The sequence below is a fragment of the Luteolibacter algae genome, assembly GCF_042683045.1.
In the GTDB taxonomy this organism is placed as follows: domain Bacteria; phylum Verrucomicrobiota; class Verrucomicrobiia; order Verrucomicrobiales; family Akkermansiaceae; genus Luteolibacter; species Luteolibacter algae.
This window is the reverse complement of sequence record NZ_JBHUIT010000002.1, coordinates 532,429-552,693: the sequence shown is the minus strand read 5'-3', so window position 1 is coordinate 552,693 and position 20,265 is coordinate 532,429. Positions and strand designations below refer to the sequence as shown.

Here is a 20,265-nt window from a genome sequence, read left to right as displayed (position 1 = left end):
AATAAAAAACGGCCCGCCTGGAAAGGTGGGCCGTTTGATTTTAAACTCGGATAAACCGGAGATCGCAGAACGCTAGTGGGAGAGAGGATTCTCACCGGATGCGTCTCCCAGATGTTGTTCTTCCTGAGGCAGGAATTTCTTGAAACGCGTTTTATCAATAGCCTTCATGTAAGCCTCCGATGGAGAAATGAGTCCCTCCCTCAATTTCGACCAGATGGACTCATCCATGAATTGCATTCCTTCGTTCTTACCGCCGGTAATAACATCATAAAGTTTCTGAGTGGCACCTTCACGGATGATAGCCGCCACCGCAGGGGTGCCGAACATGATTTCGTGAACAGCGACACGCCCTGGCTTATCCACCCGCTTACAGAGAAGCTGGGCGACAACACCCCTCAAGGAAGCGGAAAGCATGGTCCGAACCTGTCCCTGCTGGTTGGCAGGAAACACATCGATAATCCGGTCAACTGTTTTGCGGGCATTGTTGGTATGCAGTGTTCCAAATACCAGCAAGCCGGTCTCTGCCGCCGTAAGCGCCAGGGAAATGGTCTCCAGATCCCGCATCTCACCTACAAGAACAATATCCGCATCCTCCCGCAGCGCGGCACGCAAACCATCGGCGAAGGAAGGGGTCTGAATCGGAACCTCCCGCTGGGTCAGAATCGAGTTCTTGTTGCGATGAACAAACTCAATCGGTTCCTCGATAGTGATGATATGCCGGGAAAAGTTCGTATTTATATAGTCGAGCAAGGCCGCAAGCGTGGTTGACTTACCGGATCCTGTGGGGCCCGTCACAAGCACGAGGCCCGAGCGCATATGGCCGAACTCCTTTACGATTTCCGGCACGCCGAGTGCCTCCAGCGGCATGATCTCCGTGGGAATCAGACGGAAAACGGCAGCCAGACCGTTCTGTTGCTGAAGGTAATTGCACCGGAAGCGGGAATCTTCATTCATCTCGTAAGCAAAGTCCAAATCGCCATCCCTTAGGTAACGTTCGAAAGCCTTGGGATCACAAATTTCGGCGAGAAGCTCCTTGAAGGACTCACCTTCTAGAATGCCTTCCTCCGGAATAGGCACCACAGCACCATGGACTCGGATTTTAGGTGGCTCTCCTTCGGACAAGTGAAGATCGGAACCTTTACTAGCGATGAGATGTTGGAAATAGGCGTCAATTCTTGCCATAATTAAAAGGGTTTAAAAAATATTAATATGCGGAGTTTTGCTTAGGACTGAAGGAACGAGCGCATCTGCGCTTTATCATCGGAGCGGAAAAGTAACTCCTCCGCACTGATCAATCCTTTGATATACAAACGGCGCAGAGACTCATCCATCGTCACCATACCTACATGCTTACCGGTCTGCATCACCCCGGGAAGCATGAAAGTTTTTCCTTCCCGGATACAGTTGGACACCGCCGGTGTGTTCACCAGAAGCTCTGTGGCAAGGACCCGGCCATTGCCGTCAATAGTCGGGACCAATTGCTGGGAAAGGATCCCGCGAAGTGATTCCGAAACCATGATACGAATCTGATCCCGCTGATCGGTGGGGAAAACGTCCAGGACCCGATCAAGCGTCCGCGGAGCATTTCCTGTGTGCAAGGTTCCGAGAACCAAGTGACCTGTTTCCGCAGCAGTAAGAGCAAGCTGAATGGTCTCCAGATCGCGCATTTCTCCAACCATGATCACATCCGGATCTTCCCGGAGCGCTCCGCGGAGTGCCCGCGCGAAGGATTCCGTATGCTTGTGAACCTCCCGTTGATTGACGTGACAGCCCTTGCAGCCGAAAACGTATTCGATGGGATCTTCCAGGGTGAGGATGTGGTCCTCACGATCCTGGTTGATGAAATCGACGATCGATGCGAGCGTTGTAGACTTTCCCGAGCCCACTGCTCCCGTGATGAGCAGGAGTCCGTTTTGATAACGGGTCAATGGAATCAAGTGCTCGGTAGGCAGCCCGATTTCCTCCATGGTGCGGATATTCCCATTGATCACGCGGAAGGCCATATCCAGACCGAGACGTTGCTTTACGATTGAAGCACGGTAGCGGCCGTCTGTCCCCACGTATGCAAAGTCAATATCGCCATTTTCATCCAGGCGCTTCCATTCTTCCTCACTCAGGAATGAACGGACAAGTCTTTCGGTATCTTCTGCGGTAAGAGGCGGATGATCCGGCCAGATCGGTGAAAGCTGGCCATAACGGCGCCACGCTGGCGGATATGCGGTAGCGAGATGTAGGTCTGAGCAATCATACTCGCGGCCGAGCTTTAGATATGCATCAACGTGGTCCAAGACTTGGTGTTCTGACATTGTCGAAGTAAGGGTTTAAGGGATATGGGGATATGGGGATAAATTTTATTTGTATAAGGAACGCAATATTATCAAACAAGTTAACCAGCGCCCGATAGACCGCTGGTTAACAAACAGAAACTCCAGTCCCTGTCAATATGGAGGTATGGATCTATCTCGTTTCTTGAGAAGAGTGCCATTTGCCAGCTGGGTCCGGAAATAATCTTTGAGCAATTTGGTCGCGTAGATTTTCGCGGCGGGCTTGGCCATGGTAAGTCCGAGAAGGAGTAGACTTATCAGGAAGTTCCGCTCTTTTTTTACCGTTTTTACTCTCTCGGGTGTCTTTTGTTTGTTTTTCCCTTTGAAGAGAAAGCTTCCCAAAAAGCCTGCAGCCAATGAGCCTCCCACCCATTTTACTGGCTCCGCCTTGAGAGAGTCTTTCATTCGGGATGGCACATCAAGCTTGTGCTTAAAATGCGCATGCGCCTGGCCTAGCTGGGCTCGTGAAATTTCACTGAGCCGGATCAACTCTACCATATTTACTGTTTTTTTAGTTGATTGAGCCATTCGCGGTCTTTGTCAAATTCAGCACGTGTTAGAGGAAAGGAGGGAGCGGTTTTTCTGCCACCCAGCAATATCATGATAACTGCCACAAGAATATGAATTCCTGCGATTATGAATGCAGCGTGATACCATGCCAAAGCTGTGACGGAAGCTATACCACCCACAGCCCCTGCCATTAATAGAATCCAAGAGAACAGAATCGCGATGCCAGCTATCGATAGGAAAATGATCTTCGATACACCTGTCTGAGCGGCTTGCCTGGATTCCACCTGGAATATAGCCAGTCTGGAAGAGATCAAGCATGCCAATGCTTCTTTCCAATTCGTAGGTATACCATCGCTGCTATGGAAGGAATGATCCTCCAGATCAGGCGGATGGGATTGTGAAGTCACAGAGTCGTTACTCATGCATCAAAAGGATTACTTGGATAAGCAAAAATCGAGACCAAGCCCGCCATAGTATAACTGGCAAACTTGGCCGCAAGTTTCTGCTAGGGTGGATCCCGGCGGATGATTCGATCTAGCGACGGGTAATTAATCCGATGAGAAAGCCGACACCGAGTGCGCTAAGCACTGCCTTTGTAGGATTCTGGCGGATGTAATCCTCTGCGGTTACGTGGATCTCTTTGGCTTTCACCCGGGTGTCCACCCATTGTTGTTGGGCGGTTTCACGGGCATGATGCGCCTTATCAGTCGCGACTGTTTTGTAATGCTCCGCTTTTTCAGTGGCAGCCGCTTTAAGCTGCTGGGCACGCTCTGCAGCATTCACCTTTAGAGCCTGCGCCGTCTCTACCGCCTTATCCTTCAGATTGGCGGCTTGTGCCTCTGTGGTTTTTGCAAAATCCCCCGCTGCGGAGCGTAGATCGCTAGCCGCCGAAGATACGGATGGAGTGGTGGACGGAGAATTGGGCGAATCGATTCCAGGACTGTTCGAAATTGGATGTTCGTTCATAAATTTTATATAGTTGATAATTGAAAGCAGTAGAGAACTAGCAAGGCATGTTCCAATGAGATGCTACACCTAGAAATCTATGGCGCAAGAAGACAATGGAAGCCTGGACATACCCAAATCCTGGCGCTCATACTTTTGCCCGACCTGCATTCTGCAATGCAAGTGCGGGCGTTTCCGTGCAACTTGGCAATCTATCGTTTGAGCTGATTTTCAATACGCTCAATTCTTTCCCGAAGGCCTGGCTGCTTATCCAGCTCAGCCGCTACTTTCTTGCAAGCATGGATGACTGTCCCATGATCGCGCCCGCCGAAGGACTCACCGATCTCCATCAGCGAGTTGTGCGTTAGGCTTCGGCTCAGATACATCGCGATCTGGCGCGGAAACGCGATACTTGCCGGGCGCCTACGGGAAATCATATCGGCGAGGCGGACATCGAACGTCTCCGCAACTGCCCGCTGGATACCATCAATCGTCACCTGCCGGCTAGCCTCCTCCTGGATGAAATCACGCAGCAGATACTCGACTTTTTCCACCGATACGCTTTCTCCGGCAAGCGAGGCAAAAGTCGCCACACGGACCAGCGCACCTTCGAGCCGACGAACATTCGAGCGAATTTTTTCCGCAAGGAAGGCAAGAACGGATTCGTCGACTGCGACTTTCCATTCCATGGTTTTCTTTCTCAAAATCGCCATCCGAGTCTCAAGCTGGGGAGGCTGGAGTTCCACGGCGAGACCACACTCGAACCGGGAAATCAGACGGGGCTCAATACTTTTGATTTCACATGCCGGGCGGTCACTCGTAAGCACCACCTGATGACGCCCATCGAGAAGCGTATTGAAGGTGTGGAAGAACTCCTCCTGGGAGCGCTCTTTTCCCGCCAAAAACTGAACATCATCAATCAAAAGGACGTCAGAGCTACGATATCGCCGGCGGAATTTTTCGATATCACCCTTGCGGATAGCCTCGATAAATTCGTTCGTGAATTTTTCACAGGTGAGATAAATCACACGGCTGTCGGGACGGCGCCGGAGTATCTCCTGGCCCACGGCGTGCATGAGGTGGGTCTTACCCAGGCCGGAGCCACCGTGGAGGAAGAGCGGATTGTAGCCCACGCCGCTCTTTGTCGCCACCGCCTCACATGCCGCATGTGCAAATTGGCTGTTATTCCCGACGACAAAGCTTTTAAAAGTATAGCCCGGATTCAAGCCAGATGCCTTGACCCGTTTTTCCAAAATATCGCTTGGAAGCTCCTTTTTCGCAGTCGGTTCGGAGGGCTTTTTCGCGCCCACCGGGGACTGTCCGCTCGCCTCCTCGGCTACGAAGATTTTGACATGGTGCAACCCTTCGCAAACTTCGCTCGCGGCCAGAATAAGCTCCGGCAAATAATTCGTTTCTATCCAGACCTGGTGTATCTCACCCGGCACTGAAACCATCCCCTCACCATCCTCTGCACCCTCCCAAGATGCTGCGCCAAACCATCGCTGAAACGCATCAACCCCAATGGATTTGCAAAGAAGTGTGGAGATTTTCTTCCATTCCACGGATCCGTGCGGCGCCTTGCATGCGCTCACCACATCCACTTCTTCCGCAGGACTCGTTCCTGCTGTTTCCATCTGTGCTTTATTCATGATCAAATTTGAAATTGCCGTTCACCTCCCCCTCTCGGCGGGAGTCCGTCAGGCAACTGTCCGATCAGCATGGGCAGCATTTTCACCAGCTGAAAATCCTTTTTCGCCACACCCCAGAGCGAGAAACTTTCTCCCCGTATTCCACAAGCGTTCCACGGAGAATTTTTTTAAAAACTTGACGTAAAAATTTATTCGGACCTCTAAACTTTTAACCTCACTAGATGCGGAGTTTAGCCCTAACTTACTCATTCTAAGTTGATTGCAATGTGTCAAACCTGTGACAGAAGACTAGATCACAGGTTTTGCCGGCCGTTTCGCCAGCAAATACCCACAGCCAAAGGTGATCAGGGTCGTCACTGGCCATGCCCATGCGTAACAGTAGACTGGCAACAATCCCGAGCCACCATCATTGAGCTCCAAGGTTGGAAGATTGGCCAGCCACTCAAATGGCCAGCCAGCTTTTATCCAGAGGACCCATAGATCGATCCTCACGAAGGTCACTAGCAATACAGATAGAATGCTGCCGAGCACCAACCCGCGCATACTGCCCCGGCCGATGAGTGCACATAGCAGAATCCCCAACAGAGGACCCATGGTGTAAGTCGTCATTCCGAAGGCCAGGGGTAGAATTGGAATATCTTCCCTGACGAGGTTCAGCAATTGCGTGAATCCCGTGAGCGCCAATCCCCAGCCCACGATGAGAAGGCGGGTTTTGCGCATCAGGTTCATCTCGGAGAGCTCTTGATCGGTTCGATTCTCGGGATGATAGATGGCGGATAGCGTCGTCTGGCTCAGAGCAGCCAGAATAGAGTCCAAGCTGGAAATACAGGCGGCAAAAATACCTGCCAGCAGCAGTCCACTGACTCCCGGGGGCAGCACCGTCACAATCCACATCGGAAAAATGAAATCATGCTCCGCGCTGGCACGCACATTACTGTTAGCAATCGTCTCCGCACCTGCTTTGACCAGATTAGCCTCATCAGGCGTGAACGGATGATTGTGATACCAGACGAAAAGCGCAGCCCCCACCATCAACATCAACAACGTCAGCAACTGCCCGAAAGAGCTGTAAATCAGCGCTTTTCCCGCCTGTTTTGCATCGCGGCAGCAAAACATTCTCTGGGCATTGAGTTGATCCACACCGAAGGCGGTCAAATTCTGGAAGGGCACAGCAATGACGGCCACCCAGAAGGTGAATTCCAGCTCACGCCTGAAGCCCCAGGTGAAATCCCAGGTTTTGAGGCGACCGTATTGGCCGGCAGTTTCCCAAAAGCCAGACCACCCGCCATCCACTCCGCTGATAAGCCAAAGCAAAGCCACCGTGCCACCAATGGCGAACAGAAAAAACTGCATGACATCCGTCCAAATCACCGTCTGCATCCCCCCCATCAATGTCCAGCCGATCGCAAATACTCCGATGATCACGATACTCCACTCGATCGGGACTCCTGTGACAACCCGCAGAGGAATCGCCGCCACGAGCACTCGCACGCTCTGTCCGAGAACGCTACCGAGAGTGAAAAGCACCGTTGCCAACATCTTGGTCCCGCTCCCCAACCGTTTTCCCATATAGTCGTAGGGACTGTAGATCTCCTGCTCGTAATAGACCTTCACGAACCATTTCGCGACGAGGAAGCGCGCAAAAATCGAGCCTATTCCCCACTGCATATAGGTGAAATCACCATTCAGCGCAAACAATGTGCCCGGGACACCTATAAACGTCACCCCGCTGATCTCGGTCGCGATGATCGATCCCGTAACCGCCCACCATGGCAAAGACCGCCCGCCAAGGAAAAAGTCCCGGATGGTTGCGTTTTTACCGCGCATGACATGGCCCACCCATGTCGTCAGCAATAGATAGCCGATCAATACAGCCCAGTCCCAATACGTGAATTTCAGATGAATAGCGCTGAGAAACATGGGCTGAGGCTAGTAGTTCCTTTTCCTTTACCAAGTTTCAAATTGATTCCACGGATAGTTCCTTTTCTGTTCCCTTTAACGCTATCCCCGTCTTAAATGTCAGCCATGGAAGAAAAGCCCGCCCTCCCTACCATCGTCCAAAACGATCCGTGGCTTGAGCCACAAACCGAGTCCATCCGGCGCCGATCCGAGAGATTTGAGAAAACTCTTGCGGAGATTCGCGAAAAATCCGGGTCGCTCGCCGCCTATGCCCGCGGCCATAAATACAGCGGAATCCATTTCAACCCAACCGCGCGGCAGTGGATCATCCGTGAATGGGCGCCGGAGGCGAAAGGCATCTCTCTCATCGGAGAGTTCAATCATTGGAACCGGGATAGCCACCCTCTGAGCAGAAATCCGGATGGTATCTGGGAGCTGAAGCTAGAAGGCCCGGAACTTACCCATGGTGACAAAATCAAATTCCACATCCATGGCGCGGATGGCTCACGGCTGGACCGTCTACCTGCCTGCCTCACCCGTGCCGTGCAGGACCCGGTCTCCCACGATTACACCGGTCAGATCTGGGCTCCTGAGAAGGCGTATGAGTGGAAACACAAGTTTGACCCAGCAGCCATCAGCGCTCCGTTTATCTACGAAAGCCATGTCGGCATGGCGGGCGAGGAGCCACGGGTTCATACCTACCGCGAGTTTGCAGATAACGTCCTGCCGCGCGTTAAAAAAGCCGGTTACAACACCGTTCAGCTCATGGCAATCCAAGAGCATCCCTACTATGGCTCCTTTGGCTACCATGTTTCCTCCTTTTTTGCCGCCTGTTCACGCTTCGGCACACCGGAGGATTTGAAATATCTCATTGATACCGCTCATGGAATGGGGATCGCCGTGCTTTTAGACATCGTCCACTCCCATGCGGTTAAAAATATCTCCGAAGGTCTCAACAATTTTGATGGATCCGGCCATCAGTATTTCCACGGAGGAGAGAAAGGCGATCACCCGCAATGGGACTCCAAATGTTTCGACTACAGCCGCCCGGAAGTCCGCCAGTTCCTGCTCTCGAATGTCCGCTACTGGCTGGAGGAATTCCGCTTCGACGGATTCCGTTTCGATGGTATTACCTCCATGCTCTATCACTCACACGGGAATCGCGCCTTTGGCTCCTACGATGATTATTTCGGAGAGGATGCCGATGAGGACGCGATTCTTTATCTCAAGTTGGCCAATGAGCTCATCTCTGAAATCAAGCCCGGCGCGATCGTCGTCGCCGAGGACATGTCCGGGATGCCGGGATTATGTCGACCAAACCACGAGGGAGGCATCGGCTTTACCCACCGGCTTGCCATGGGCATTCCGGATCACTGGATCAAACTACTGAAAGATCAGCGCGACGAGGAATGGAACCTCGACGAGCTCTGGGGAGTAATCACAAATCGCCGTTTTGGCGAAGCAACCATCGCCTATGCGGAATCCCACGATCAGGCATTGGTAGGCGATAAAACCATCGCCTTCCGGCTGATGGATAAAGAGATGTATTGGCACATGGATCTTGAGAACGAGCATCCGGTTATTGAGCGTGGAATCGCCCTTCACAAAATCATCCGTCTCATCACCCTCGCCTTCGGAGGTGAAGGTTGGTTGAACTTCATGGGTAATGAATTCGGCCACCCGGAATGGCTCGACTTCCCGCGTGAAGGCAATGGCTGGTCCTACCATTACTGCCGTCGCCAATGGTCCTTAGTGGACAATCCAAACCTCAAATACCAATGGCTTGCAGAGTGGGACCGGGATTTGATCAAACTGGCCCGGGACCGGAAACTTCTACAAGCCGCACCCGCCCAGCTGCTTCATGTGGATCACGAAAACAAAATCCTTATTGCCGAGCGCGCGAACCTTATCTTCATCATCAATTTTTCGCCCGATCGATCAATTCCCGGCTACGGAGTCGCCCCTTACAAAAAGGATACCCATTCATTGCTCCTGGATTCCGATGAGAAAAAATACGGAGGCCACGGCCGCCTTGATCATGGGGTCGGCTATCCCCTCCACAGTGACGGTCAGATCAAATTCTACACCACCTCCCGCACAGCAATCGTTTTAGGATAAAGAAAAGTAATTGGATTAAGTCTCCTATAACTCGCTGTCATCAATTTCATCGAAGAGATCATATGAGGGTTTTTTCCCCGTTTTTCTAAAGATCGCAGCGTCAGCGACCGCTTCCCTTAGCCAGCTCATTTGACTCATTGCGGCGGGAGTAATAGCTCCAATCAAAGCGTCAATGATGCATGGGCGCCCAAAACTATCCCGCATTATATTTCTATCATGAAGATCACCCACCACCCATGGTCGGCCGTTTAATGAAATAATTGCCACGTTTTGTCGAAAGCCTCCACGACTTGGAACAATTGCTCTGATGGCCGATATCGCCGTCCTTAAATCATCTTTGAAATCTTTAAATGGAGTAGCTAGCGGTTGCTTTGCGACCAAGTAGTCTCCACTATCCGCCAAACCTACAATCTCTGTAGCAAGAGCTCCAGCATCATTGAGAACGGATAGCTTTGTCAAAGTGTGGCGTAAATCCGCATCCCGAAAATCAATTTGAAATTCTTCGTCCTCAGTCATTCGATCCAGGACTAATTTTTTCCCGAGAGCACCTGTGTTCCGAAGATTGAAAAGTTTGTACACTACCCCGTATTCTTCATCCCAGTAGGGTTCTGCTTCTGCACCAGATTTTAGAGGGGTTAGATACGAGCTATTTAAAAAACCTTCATTGTCATAATTAAGGCCTAGGTTTGAAAGCTCTATAAGAGGGGTTTCCCAATCATTTAGCGCTCGCTCAAAGGAGTTTGTCCAAACATCAACCGGAACCTGTTCCCCCGGTGCATAGCTCTGAGCTGCTTCAAGGATGCCGCTTGTTCGTGCTGCGTTAATGGCTGAACAAGTCGCTCGCTGAGCTTCTCCAGTCTTGTGTCCGCTGATAGCGGTAGGTCTGCCTGTTCGGAAATCGAATGATAAGTTTTCGACCGTTCGTTCATATTTCGACATTTTTAATTTTCACAACCGCGGGACGATAGGCGCTGATTCCATTCAAGGAAAGCCATCATTTCGCAGTAGCATCAACCAATCAGACTCATATCCGCCCATTCCTTTGGAATCATACTTTCCCTCCCAATCATTCTAGGCTTTCTTTAATGGAAGCCCCCTCTGCCTTTCTGATACTTTGTCCATGAAAACACTCTTCCTCCTTTTTTTCCTGATTACAGGATTTCTGCCACTTTCCGCGCAGCAGACTGATGAGAAACCCACATTGGCAAAAGTCGTCGTCATTCCCATCCGGGATCAGATCGCACCGCCGGAGCTGTATATCCTGCGCCGCGGCCTGAAATCCGCCATTGAGGAAGGCGCGGATACCGTGATTCTGGATATGGAGACGCCCGGCGGTAGGCTGGATGTCACCTTTGACATGCTCAGCGCCATCGAAAAATTTCCCGGCAAGGTCGTGACTTACATCAATAAGGAAGCCATTTCCGCCGGCGCCTTGATCTCGGCGGGGACCGATGAAATCTATTTTTCTCCCAATGGGATTATCGGCGCGGCCGCTCCCGTTTCGGGCAATGGCGCGGATATCGACGAGACAATGAAAATGAAGATCGTCTCCTATCTGAAGGGACGGGTCCGCTCAATCACCGACGGCAAAGGGTATCGGGGAGAAGTCATTTCCGCGATGATCGATTCCGAGCACGAACTGAAGATCGATGACGAAGTCTTGAAGCCAAAAGGCGAGCTGCTCACATTGACAGCCACAGAAGCCCACAAAACGTATGGTGAAAATTCCGAGCCTCTTTTGGGAGCTGGGATCGAGCCCTCCATCCAATCCCTTGCCGATACCCTCCTTGGTAAGGGCAACTACACATTGACGCGTCTGGAGCCGACTTGGTCGGAAAAGATCGCCCAGTATCTCACTTCTCTTTCTCCAATTCTTCTGGGCGCTGGACTTTTGCTGATTTTTATCGAATTCAAAACTCCTGGATTTGGCGTTTTCGGCATCAGCGGTGGTATCCTTCTGGCCATTGTTTTCTTCGGGCATCATGCAGCCGGCTTGTCCGGCCACGAAGCCGCGATCTTTTTCTTCCTGGGCTTTGCCATGGTTCTCGTGGATGTCTTTGTTATTCCCGGTTTCTTTGTCCTCGCGATTCCCGGAGCCCTCCTGATGATCGGCTCACTTTTGTGGGGAATGTCCGATATCTGGCCCGAACAACCGATCCCGTGGAAGAGTGACTTCCTCGTCCGCCCGCTTGTCAACCTACTCACCGGAGCCGCCGGTTCCGTGGTTCTCTTTGCTGCATTGTTACGCTTTATGCCGCGCGGGGGATTATGGGGAAAAATGGTTTTAGATAGCGCGATAGGCGGGGAGATGACGGCCTCCCACGCAGCTCGCTCGCAGCCGTCTCTTATTGGTGCCACCGGTCATTCCGTCACTGCATTATTCCCCTCCGGCCAGATCGAGATCGAAGGCGAACGCTATGATGCCCGGCTTGCGCTGGGAACCGCAGGCCCCTCGACCCCCGTGAAAGTTATCGCAGTCGGCGAGTTTGAGTTGAAAGTCGAGATACTCTCGTGAAACCCACCTTTGTTCTCCAGTATCTCCACGTATGACACTCATCATCTTCCTTTTCGCTCTCGGCATCTTCCTTCTCGCGGCAGAAGTGATGGTTCCCGGCGGAATTTTGGGACTCGCCGGCGGTTTCCTGCTTTTCACCGGATGTGTCGCGTCCTTCGTCAAACTAGGCCCCATCGAGGGACTAATCGCTATCGCAGGCTCTTTGGTGGCAGCCGGTGTCATTTTTTACATCCAGTTCAAAATCCTGCCGAAAACCCGTCTGGGGAAACGCTTTTTCCTGAATCGGGAAATTTCCGGCACCTCCACTGCGTTGAAAGATGATGCTCGGGATTTGATTGGCAAAACCGCACAATCCGTCACCGTCCTCTCGCCCAGCGGCTATATTACCGTCGGAGGAAAACGCTACGAGGCCCGCTCGCAATCAGGACAGATCCCCAGCAATACCGAACTGGTCATCGTAGAGGCAAATCACTTTCAACTCATCGTCAGAACCAAACAATAATCATCATGGATACCCTATCTACCATCGCACTGATCATCGTGGCCATCATCGGCCTGATCATCGCATTCATCATCCTTTCATTCTTCAGCGTTTGGCTCCGGGCATGGCTTGCCGGCGCGTATGTCGGCTTTTCAGATCTCATTGCCATGCGCCTCCGCCAGGTTCCCTACGGCCCGATCGTGGACTCACGGATCACCGCCAAAAAAGCGGGCATCGAGATCGAAATCAACGAAATCGAAGCCCACTTCCTCGCCGGCGGTAACGTATTACCTACCATTCAAGCCCTGATCGCCGCCCGCAAAGCAGGTATTGAGCTCGATTGGGACCGCGCCTGCGCCATTGACCTAGCGACCAAGGGCTCCGAGAAATCCGTCGTCGAAGCTGTCCGCACCTCTGTCGATCCAAAAGTCATCGATTGCCCGGCGCCATCCTCCGGCCGCTCAACAATCGACGGCGTATCAAAGGACGGGATTCAGGTAAAAGTCCGCGCCCGCGTGACGGTCCGCACCAACCTCGATCGCTTCGTTGGTGGCGCGAAAGAAGAAACCATCATCGCCCGCGTCGGCGAAGGTATCGTCACAACCATCGGCTCCGCAGAGACCTACAAGGTCGTCCTGGAAAGCCCTGATTCCATTTCAAAAGTCGTCTTGGCCCGCGGCCTGGACGTCGGCACCGCATTTGAAATCCTTTCCATTGATATCGCGGACGTGGATGTGGGTGAAAACGTCGGAGCCCAGCTTCAAGAGGCCCAAGCGGAAGCCAATAAGAACATGGCCCAAGCGGAAGCCGAAATCCGCCGTGCGGCAGCTGTCGCGCTGGAGCAGGAAATGATCGCCCGCGTTGCTGAAATGAAAGCGAAAGTTGTCGAAGCGGAAGCTCAGGTGCCGCTGGCTCTCGCGGAAGCATTCCGCTCAGGCAATCTTGGAGTCATGGATTACTACCGCATGGAGAACGTCAAGGCGGACACCACCATGCGGGACTCGATTTCGAAATCCGAATAACTCGAAAAGGAGAGCCGGCCACCCGCCGGCTTTTCCACATACTGGAAGAACCCCCGCCCCTTCCAGAAGAGGGCGACTCATCCTTGCCAAGCACCCGTTCCCTGACGCAATCTCCCCGCGTGAGCGAATGTAAAAAACTAGGAATCGGCCTTGCAGGCTTTGGGACCGTGGGTTCCGGCGTGTGGAACACACTTGAGAAAAACGGCGATCTCATCTCAGACCGCACGGGAAAAGGGGTTTCTCTCCAGATTTCAAAAATTCTCGTCCGTGACCTGGCCAAAACACGCGCCACTACCTCGACCGTCCCCCGGGAGATACTCACTACCGATTGGCACGAGCTCGTCCAGGACCCGGCGGTAGACATCGTTGTCGAGCTCATCGGTGGCACTTCCGATGCCTTCGAGATCGTCGCGGCCGCCCTGTTGGCGAAAAAGCCTGTCGTCACGGGCAACAAAGCCCTGCTCGCGGAGCGCGGCGTCGAGCTATTCGCCATTTCCCGTAAAATGGAAACGCCGATTTTCTTTGAAGCCGCCATCGCAGGTGGCATCCCCATCGTCAAAACCGTCCAGGATTCCTTCGTCGGGAACCAGATCCACTCATTCACCGGTATCATCAACGGCACCTCGAACTACATCCTCGAGCAAATGACCCTCCGCGGCATCGACTACCCCGAGGCCCTCCAGGAAGCGCAGGACTTGGGCTACGCGGAAGCCGATCCCGCCCTCGACGTCAACGGCTGGGACGCCGCCCACAAGGCGATACTTCTTGCCACACTGGCCTACGGTTTCCCCATTGATCCGGAACAAATCTACGTCACTGGCATCGAGCAGGTCCGCCCCACAGATATCAGTTTCGCGAAGTCCCTCGGCTACGTCATCAAGCTCCTCGCTATTGTCCGCGAGCGTGATTGCGGAGCCGTCGAGCTACGCGTGCAGCCTTCCTTCATCGCAAAAAATCACATCCTTGCGGCCGTCAACGGAGTCTTCAACGCTGTCGCTGTCAACGCGGATGCCGCCGGTGAATCCCTCTTCTACGGCCGGGGAGCAGGCCAAGGCCCTACCGCTTCCTCCGTCGTCGCCGACCTCGTCGAAGCCGCCCGCGACCTCGCCCACACATCCCGCCACCGCGGTTTCCTCCCATACCGCGAGGCCGGCACCCTGGTCCCCATTGAGGAAACCACCACTGCTTATTACGTCCGCTTCGATGTCACCGATCAGATTGGTGTCGTCGCCCAAATCGCCAGCGTCCTCGCCAATCACAGCATCGGCATCTCCGGCACCCACTCGCCCGTCGATTCCTCCAATCCCGATGCGGAATTCGTCGATATGGTTTTCCTGCTCCACACCTGTCCCTTCGGAAAGCTCACGAAGGCTCTTGCCGAGATCGAGGCCCTGGATTGCACCAACTCCGCACCCGTGGTCTTCCGCATCGAAAACCTTGGCTGAGCAGCTTTTCCAGGAATTTGAAGAATGGATTACATCTCAAAACGATCCCGAGGCAATATCTCTGACATCGGAACCATCGATTCAAAAAATCATCCTTTGCAACCGTAGCGTCCCGGCAGTTTAACCTCTCCCCCACATTCCAGTCTCCCGCTGATCATCCGGCACTAGCATCATCCTCTTTCCCATGTCCTACCTCGTAACCATCGGCCTCGAAGTCCACGCCCAGGTGAATACCGACACCAAAATGTTCTGCGCCTGTCGCACCTCATTCGGCGACGACCCGAACACCAACACCTGCCCCGTCTGCCTTGGATATCCAGGCGCATTGCCCGTCCTAAATCGGCGCGCCATCGAGAAAACTCTTCTCACCGGCCTCGCTCTCGGTTGCGGGTCTCCCGAATACTCACGCTGGGATCGAAAGAATTACTTTTACCCGGACATGCCGAAAAACTACCAGACAACGCAGATGGATTTTCCCCTTTGCCTCGGCGGTGGTGTGCCCCTCTTTGACGATTGCTACCCCACTGACGCACGCAAGGACATCAAGACCCCGAACAAAGTCGTCCGGCTCAACCGCATCCATCTCGAGGAGGATGTCGCAAAATCCACCCACCTCGCCACCACCTCTCTCATTGACTTCAACCGCGCCGGCACGCCGCTGATGGAGATCGTCACAGAGCCGGACATCGAGTCTGCCGAGGAAGCTTTCGCCTACCTCCGCTCCCTGCAGATGATCCTCCATTCCTGCAACACCTCGGATGCGGATCTGGAAAAAGGAAACCTTCGCTGCGACGTAAACATCTCCCTGCGTAAAAACGAATCCGATCCTTTGGGCGCGAAGGTAGAGCTGAAAAACCTCAACTCCTTCTCCGCCATCCGCCGCTCCATCCACTACGAGATTGAGCGCCAGACCGAAGAACTCAATGCCGGAATCCCCCAGATCCAATCCACCCGCCGCTGGAACGACGATCTCGGCGAAACCCAGCTCATGCGCACCAAGGAGGATGCCCACGACTACCGCTACTTCCCCTGCCCGGATCTCCTTCCCATCGCCACTGAGCCGCTTTTGGAAAAAGTCAGGCCGCTCGTCCCCGAACCGCGCCTCGCACGCATCGCCCGCTTCGAGGCCGACTACAAGCTCAACAAAAACTCCGCCGCAGAGCTCTCCTCCAGTCTCGCCACCTCCGGCCTTTTCGAGGAACTCGCCGCTAGCTCCCCGAAGCCGCAGAAGCTTGCGAACTTCATCCTCAACACCTACCTCGGTTCCCTCAACCAGGCTGGCTTCACCATCGAGACTTCCCCGATCTCCGAGGCGAAATTCAAGCAGATTGCCCAGCTCACCTCCAGCGATACCCTCTCCACCGGCCAAGCCACAGAAGTCCTCGCCGAACTCCTCGAAAATCCCGATCAGGAAGTTGAAAAAATCGTTGATCAAAAAGGATTCAAACCCGCCTCCGCCGGAGACCTCGAAGCCTTGGTGGATGCCGCCATCGCCGAGAACCCCGCCGAAGTCGAAGCCATCAAGGCCGGCAACGAAAAGCTTCTCAACTTCCTCACTGGAAAAGTCATGAAGAGCGCTCCCACCAAGCCCAACCCCAAACAGGTCACAGACCTGCTGCGAGCGAAGCTTTTGTAATCCGGATAAGGGCAGGCGGCTTAGTAGATCAGAAGTTGGCAGACCTATCCCTTCGCCACGATATTCCCATATCGGTGCAGCGTCTCGCTAATTGCCTGCTCACGCAGCCAAGCCGGCCACTCCAATCTGGCGTTCCATACCACAGAAGCTGCCGCGATCCGGATCCCCGCCTGGTTTGCGGCCCTTCTCAGCTCACCGGATGCGTTGGGGGCCCTTAGAAGATCGATGGTTTTCGGATTCTTGGGAAACCGTTCCAACAGCTCAATTTCAGACTCCACCGTCGCCCGGAGCCCGAGCTCTTCCATCCACTCACGACGAATTTCCGAGGAAACCTCATACGGCACTCCAATAGCTTCAGCCACGAGCAACAAACGCGCCGCATCGCGATCGCTCAATCCTGCCTCAATACGCACAAAGGCTCCTTTGAATTTCCGGTAGCGGAAAATGTTCGCCTCGCACCGCAACGCACTTGGATCGTGCTCCACCCCGAATTCCTTTTCCTTCCAGAACCTGTCGCTATGTGAAATGGCTACCAACGCTTCCGATTCAGCCGGGAGGGCCCGTTGCAGTTTTTCCAGAAAAGCATCGCTACCAGCCACCCCCTTTGCAGGCAGCGTCACGTTTCTCCAACGCCCGAACTGCGCCACATAGTTTGGACCACCGGCCTTCGCCCCGGGACCGAAGTAGGATCGCTTCCATCCGCCGAAGGGTTGGCGTTGAACAATCGCTCCGGTGATAGGTCGGTTCACATACGCATTCCCCACCTCCACCGTTTCTTTCCAGAGGCTCGTTTCCCGATCGTCGAGCGAGTGGATCCCACCCGTCAGACCAAACGGCGAATCGTTCTGGATCCGCATCGCATCCTCAAGATTTTCCGCACGCACCACCCCCAGCACCGGCCCGAAGCATTCCGTTCGTTGAAACCACCCACCCGGTTTAACCCCGATCTTGATCCCCGGTGACCACAGGCAAGGATTTCCATCGATCATCTCGGGCTTGAGTAGCCACTCTTCACCTGGATCCAAGGTGGTCAGCGCGCGCTCCAATGCCTCCCCCGGAGGTCGGATAACGGGAGTCGCGAACGATTGGAAATCCCAGGAAGGTCCCACCACCAATGAAGCCGCAGCATCACGCAGTTGCCGACGGAATCCCGGGTGATCATAAATTTCACCCTCCACGATGGCCAGGGATGCAGCCGAGCATTTCTGGCCCGAGTGCCCGAAGGCACTTTTCACCAGATCTTTCACTGCCTGATCCAGATCCGCCGCTGCGGTAATGATCAGTGAATTTTTCCCACTGGTTTCCGCAAAGAGATGCAGCTCAGGCTTCCAGCCCAGGAACATCTCCGCCGTCTCGTGCCCACCTGTCAGAACCACCGCACCGACACGGTCATCCGTCACCAGGGATTTCCCAAGCTCGTTATCCGGGCACGGCAGGAACTGTAGCACATCCCGCGGAATACCCGCACGCCACAGCGCCTGCACCATTACCCACGCGGTGAGAACCGTCTCGGGGGCGGGCTTCAAAATCACCGTATTTCCAGCTACCAAGGCTGCCAGCACACTGCCACACGGGATCGCGAAAGGAAAATTCCACGGGGGAGTGACCAGCACCGTTCCGAAGGGCTCCAGCTCCGCACCATCGGACTCTATACTACGCGCATAGTAATTCGCAAAATCGATCGCTTCGGAAATTTCCGCATCTCCCTCCATTACGCTTTTCCCGGCATCCTTCACCATCGTGGCAATCGCTTCGCCGCGGATCTTCGCGAGCTCCACCGCCACATCTCGTAAAATCTCAGCACGCTTCGCAAAGCCAAGAGCCACCCACTCTCCACGGCATTCCACAGCACAGGCGAGAGCCCGCTCAATCTGCTCCGCGCCAGCCATCGCATGCATGTAGGAAACTTTCCGGGGGATCGATGGATCCTCCACCGTATCATTGCTGAATCCGGCCTCCTCCGCTCCCGCGATGACCAAAGGCACCACTGGCACCTCAGCCTCTTTCACTTCCCTAACCTTATCCCGCGCCCATTTGGAATTTACCCGCAAGGCCCAATCGGTATCAGCCGCGTTTTCAAATGCCGCAGTCTCAGATTGCATGGAAAACGCTTCGCGGTTCCGGTCTTCGTGCCGTTTCGGCTCCGCGCTGACATCGTCCTTCCTCGCACAGGCGGCAAGAAATCGCGCCTTCTGTGATTCCCAGGCGGAATTGCCCTTCTCGATGCTGAAAAGATCATGGAGAAAATTCTCCTCGGAAGTATTCTCGTCCAGCCGGCGCACCAGGTATGCGATCGCATGGTGGAAATCCTCCCTTCGCACAATTGGCGCATAAAGCAACAACCCCGAGGCAGCATCCCGCACCACTCTCGCCTGGTGATTTGCCATACCTTCGAGCATTTCGAACTCGATTCTTTCCTTCACTCCTTCCCGTTCCCGCAGCAGAAGCGCATAGGCGACATCGAAGAGATTGTGGCTTCCCACACCGATTTTTACCGCAGCCGCATTCTCCGGTTTGCAGCCTTCGTGGAGCATTCTTTTGAAGTTCGCATCCACCTCTTCTTTGGACGAGTAAGGGGCGGTTTCCCAGCCATGCAGCTCGGAATCCACCGATTCCATCGCCAGATTCGCGCCTTTCACGATGCGGATCTTAATTCCCGCGCCACCTCTTTGCTTCCGCGCTTTCGCCCAATCGTTGAGCTGTTTTTGGAAACTCCAGGAGTCCGCCAGATACGCCTGAAGGACAATTCCCGCCTCCAGTTCCAGAAACTCCGGCTCGTCAAGCAACTGCTGGAAGACATCACAGGTAAGCCTCAAATCCCGGTATTCTTCCATATCGAGATTCACAAACTTTGCCTTACCTTCCACCGGATTTTCCATCGCTGCACGATAAAGCCTGCGCAGCCGGGTTTTGACTTCCTCCACCGTTTCCTCATAAGCGACAAGATGGATCTGGCTGTGTATCGCGGAAATTTTCACCGAGATATACGTGATATCGGGGTCCGCGATGCGGTCCAAAACCGCTTGAATCCGTTTCTCCGCCTCCTCTTCTCCCAAAATCGCCTCGCCCAGCAGATTCAGATTCATGCGCATGCCGTCTCTCGCCCGCTTTCCGAGGAGTGGTTTGAGCTTATCGTTCTCTGCGGGCAAAATCACCGACGAGCTTTCGTGCCGCATGGCTCCGGTCACCGCCGGCATAACAATTCCCGGGAAAACAGCCGATGCCGCAGAGCCCACAAACATTCCGGCGCGTTCGTGCGCAGACAGATATTCCGGCACGCCGAAGGTGCTCACCAGGTTCCGGAACTGTGAGGCGGATCGTGCGGAGGAAGGTGGACGGAAGACCTGATCTGCCATCGCCAGAGTAAACGCTTTTCCGGATGCGTCCTTCATCATCCGCGCGAGCTTCGCACCCTGGCGTTTTTCCGGCCCGTTCATCGCCACCCGGCTCTCCCCGAGCAGCTCACCAGCCAGCTCCACCGCCATTTTTGCAAGCAGTGCGTCGTCCTCCGGATGATTTTTTATTTCTGAGATAAGCTGGTTGGATCGGGTATGCTTCATGAGGAAAATTTCGGCTTTTCCCGATACAAAATGCACCGGGAACTAAATGATCCGCATACCATGACAGAGAAGCACAAGTTATCAAACGCTTCTCCCCCATCGACAGACTCTCCTTTCCACGCGTCCATCCTTGTAGTTCAATTTCCCCGTCTTAAAAATCC

At 53.9% G+C, this 20,265-nt stretch carries 15 protein-coding genes; 6 read left to right on the top strand and 9 right to left on the bottom strand.

What is annotated here, in order from left to right; all coding sequences use genetic code 11:
- Positions 1–72: 72 nt before the first annotated feature.
- From ACFSSA_RS03595 to ACFSSA_RS03565, 7 genes are all read right to left on the bottom strand, one after another.
- Positions 73–1,182 carry a type IV pilus twitching motility protein PilT gene (locus tag ACFSSA_RS03595; RefSeq protein WP_386818408.1) on the bottom strand — a complete coding sequence of 370 codons (1,110 nt, stop codon included), beginning with the start codon at positions 1,180–1,182 and terminating at the stop codon, positions 73–75.
- A gap of 41 nt (positions 1,183–1,223) precedes the next feature.
- Positions 1,224–2,306 (bottom strand): type IV pilus twitching motility protein PilT, encoded by a 1,083-nt coding sequence (locus tag ACFSSA_RS03590; RefSeq protein ID WP_386818407.1) that lies wholly within the window; start codon positions 2,304–2,306, stop codon positions 1,224–1,226.
- A 132-nt stretch (positions 2,307–2,438) separates the two neighbouring features.
- Positions 2,439–2,822: a hypothetical protein gene (locus tag ACFSSA_RS03585; RefSeq protein ID WP_386818406.1), complete on the bottom strand. Its 384-nt coding sequence runs from the start codon at positions 2,820–2,822 to the stop codon at positions 2,439–2,441.
- Between the two features lie 2 nt (positions 2,823–2,824).
- Complete coding sequence (locus tag ACFSSA_RS03580; protein WP_386818405.1) at positions 2,825–3,256, bottom strand: phage holin family protein; 432 nt, start codon at positions 3,254–3,256, stop codon at positions 2,825–2,827.
- 112 nt (positions 3,257–3,368) lie between these two features.
- Positions 3,369–3,800, bottom strand: coding sequence for an ElaB/YgaM/YqjD family protein (locus ACFSSA_RS03575; protein ID WP_386818404.1), 432 nt, complete (start codon positions 3,798–3,800; stop codon positions 3,369–3,371).
- Between the two features lie 191 nt (positions 3,801–3,991).
- Positions 3,992–5,428 carry a chromosomal replication initiator protein DnaA gene (dnaA, locus tag ACFSSA_RS03570; protein WP_386818403.1) on the bottom strand — a complete coding sequence of 479 codons (1,437 nt, stop codon included), beginning with the start codon at positions 5,426–5,428 and terminating at the stop codon, positions 3,992–3,994.
- 288 nt (positions 5,429–5,716) lie between these two features.
- Positions 5,717–7,348, bottom strand: a complete 1,632-nt coding sequence (locus ACFSSA_RS03565) for a sodium:solute symporter family transporter (protein WP_386818402.1) — start codon at positions 7,346–7,348, stop codon at positions 5,717–5,719.
- A gap of 96 nt (positions 7,349–7,444) precedes the next feature.
- On the opposite strand from ACFSSA_RS03565, the gene ACFSSA_RS03560 reads away from it, so the two are divergent.
- Complete coding sequence (locus tag ACFSSA_RS03560) at positions 7,445–9,445, top strand: alpha-amylase family glycosyl hydrolase (protein WP_386818401.1); 2,001 nt, start codon at positions 7,445–7,447, stop codon at positions 9,443–9,445.
- Between the two features lie 24 nt (positions 9,446–9,469).
- Here ACFSSA_RS03560 and ACFSSA_RS03555 read toward each other — a convergent pair whose 3' ends face one another.
- Positions 9,470–10,384 carry a hypothetical protein gene (locus tag ACFSSA_RS03555; protein ID WP_386818400.1) on the bottom strand — a complete coding sequence of 305 codons (915 nt, stop codon included), beginning with the start codon at positions 10,382–10,384 and terminating at the stop codon, positions 9,470–9,472.
- 181 nt (positions 10,385–10,565) lie between these two features.
- Here ACFSSA_RS03555 and ACFSSA_RS03550 point away from each other — a divergent pair, with 181 nt between their 5' ends.
- The 5 genes from ACFSSA_RS03550 to gatB all read left to right on the top strand — a co-directional run bounded on the left by ACFSSA_RS03550 (position 10,566) and on the right by gatB (position 16,544).
- A complete protein-coding gene (locus ACFSSA_RS03550) occupies positions 10,566–11,960 on the top strand; it encodes an NfeD family protein (RefSeq protein WP_386818399.1) in 1,395 nt (464 codons plus the stop codon).
- Between the two features lie 31 nt (positions 11,961–11,991).
- A complete protein-coding gene (locus ACFSSA_RS03545) occupies positions 11,992–12,462 on the top strand; it encodes an NfeD family protein (protein WP_386818398.1) in 471 nt (156 codons plus the stop codon).
- A 5-nt stretch (positions 12,463–12,467) separates the two neighbouring features.
- The gene (gene floA / locus ACFSSA_RS03540) at positions 12,468–13,463 is read left to right on the top strand and encodes a flotillin-like protein FloA (protein WP_386818397.1); all 996 of its coding nucleotides are present in this window, start codon (positions 12,468–12,470) and stop codon (positions 13,461–13,463) included.
- Between the two features lie 119 nt (positions 13,464–13,582).
- A complete protein-coding gene (locus ACFSSA_RS03535; protein ID WP_386818396.1) occupies positions 13,583–14,908 on the top strand; it encodes a homoserine dehydrogenase in 1,326 nt (441 codons plus the stop codon).
- A 184-nt stretch (positions 14,909–15,092) separates the two neighbouring features.
- Entirely contained in the window at positions 15,093–16,544 is a 1,452-nt protein-coding gene (gatB, locus tag ACFSSA_RS03530; protein WP_386818395.1) for an Asp-tRNA(Asn)/Glu-tRNA(Gln) amidotransferase subunit GatB, read from the top strand.
- A 44-nt stretch (positions 16,545–16,588) separates the two neighbouring features.
- Here the strand turns inward: gatB and ACFSSA_RS03525 are convergent, their stop codons facing one another.
- Positions 16,589–20,104: a proline dehydrogenase family protein gene (locus ACFSSA_RS03525; protein ID WP_386818394.1), complete on the bottom strand. Its 3,516-nt coding sequence runs from the start codon at positions 20,102–20,104 to the stop codon at positions 16,589–16,591.
- Positions 20,105–20,265 lie beyond the last annotated feature (161 nt).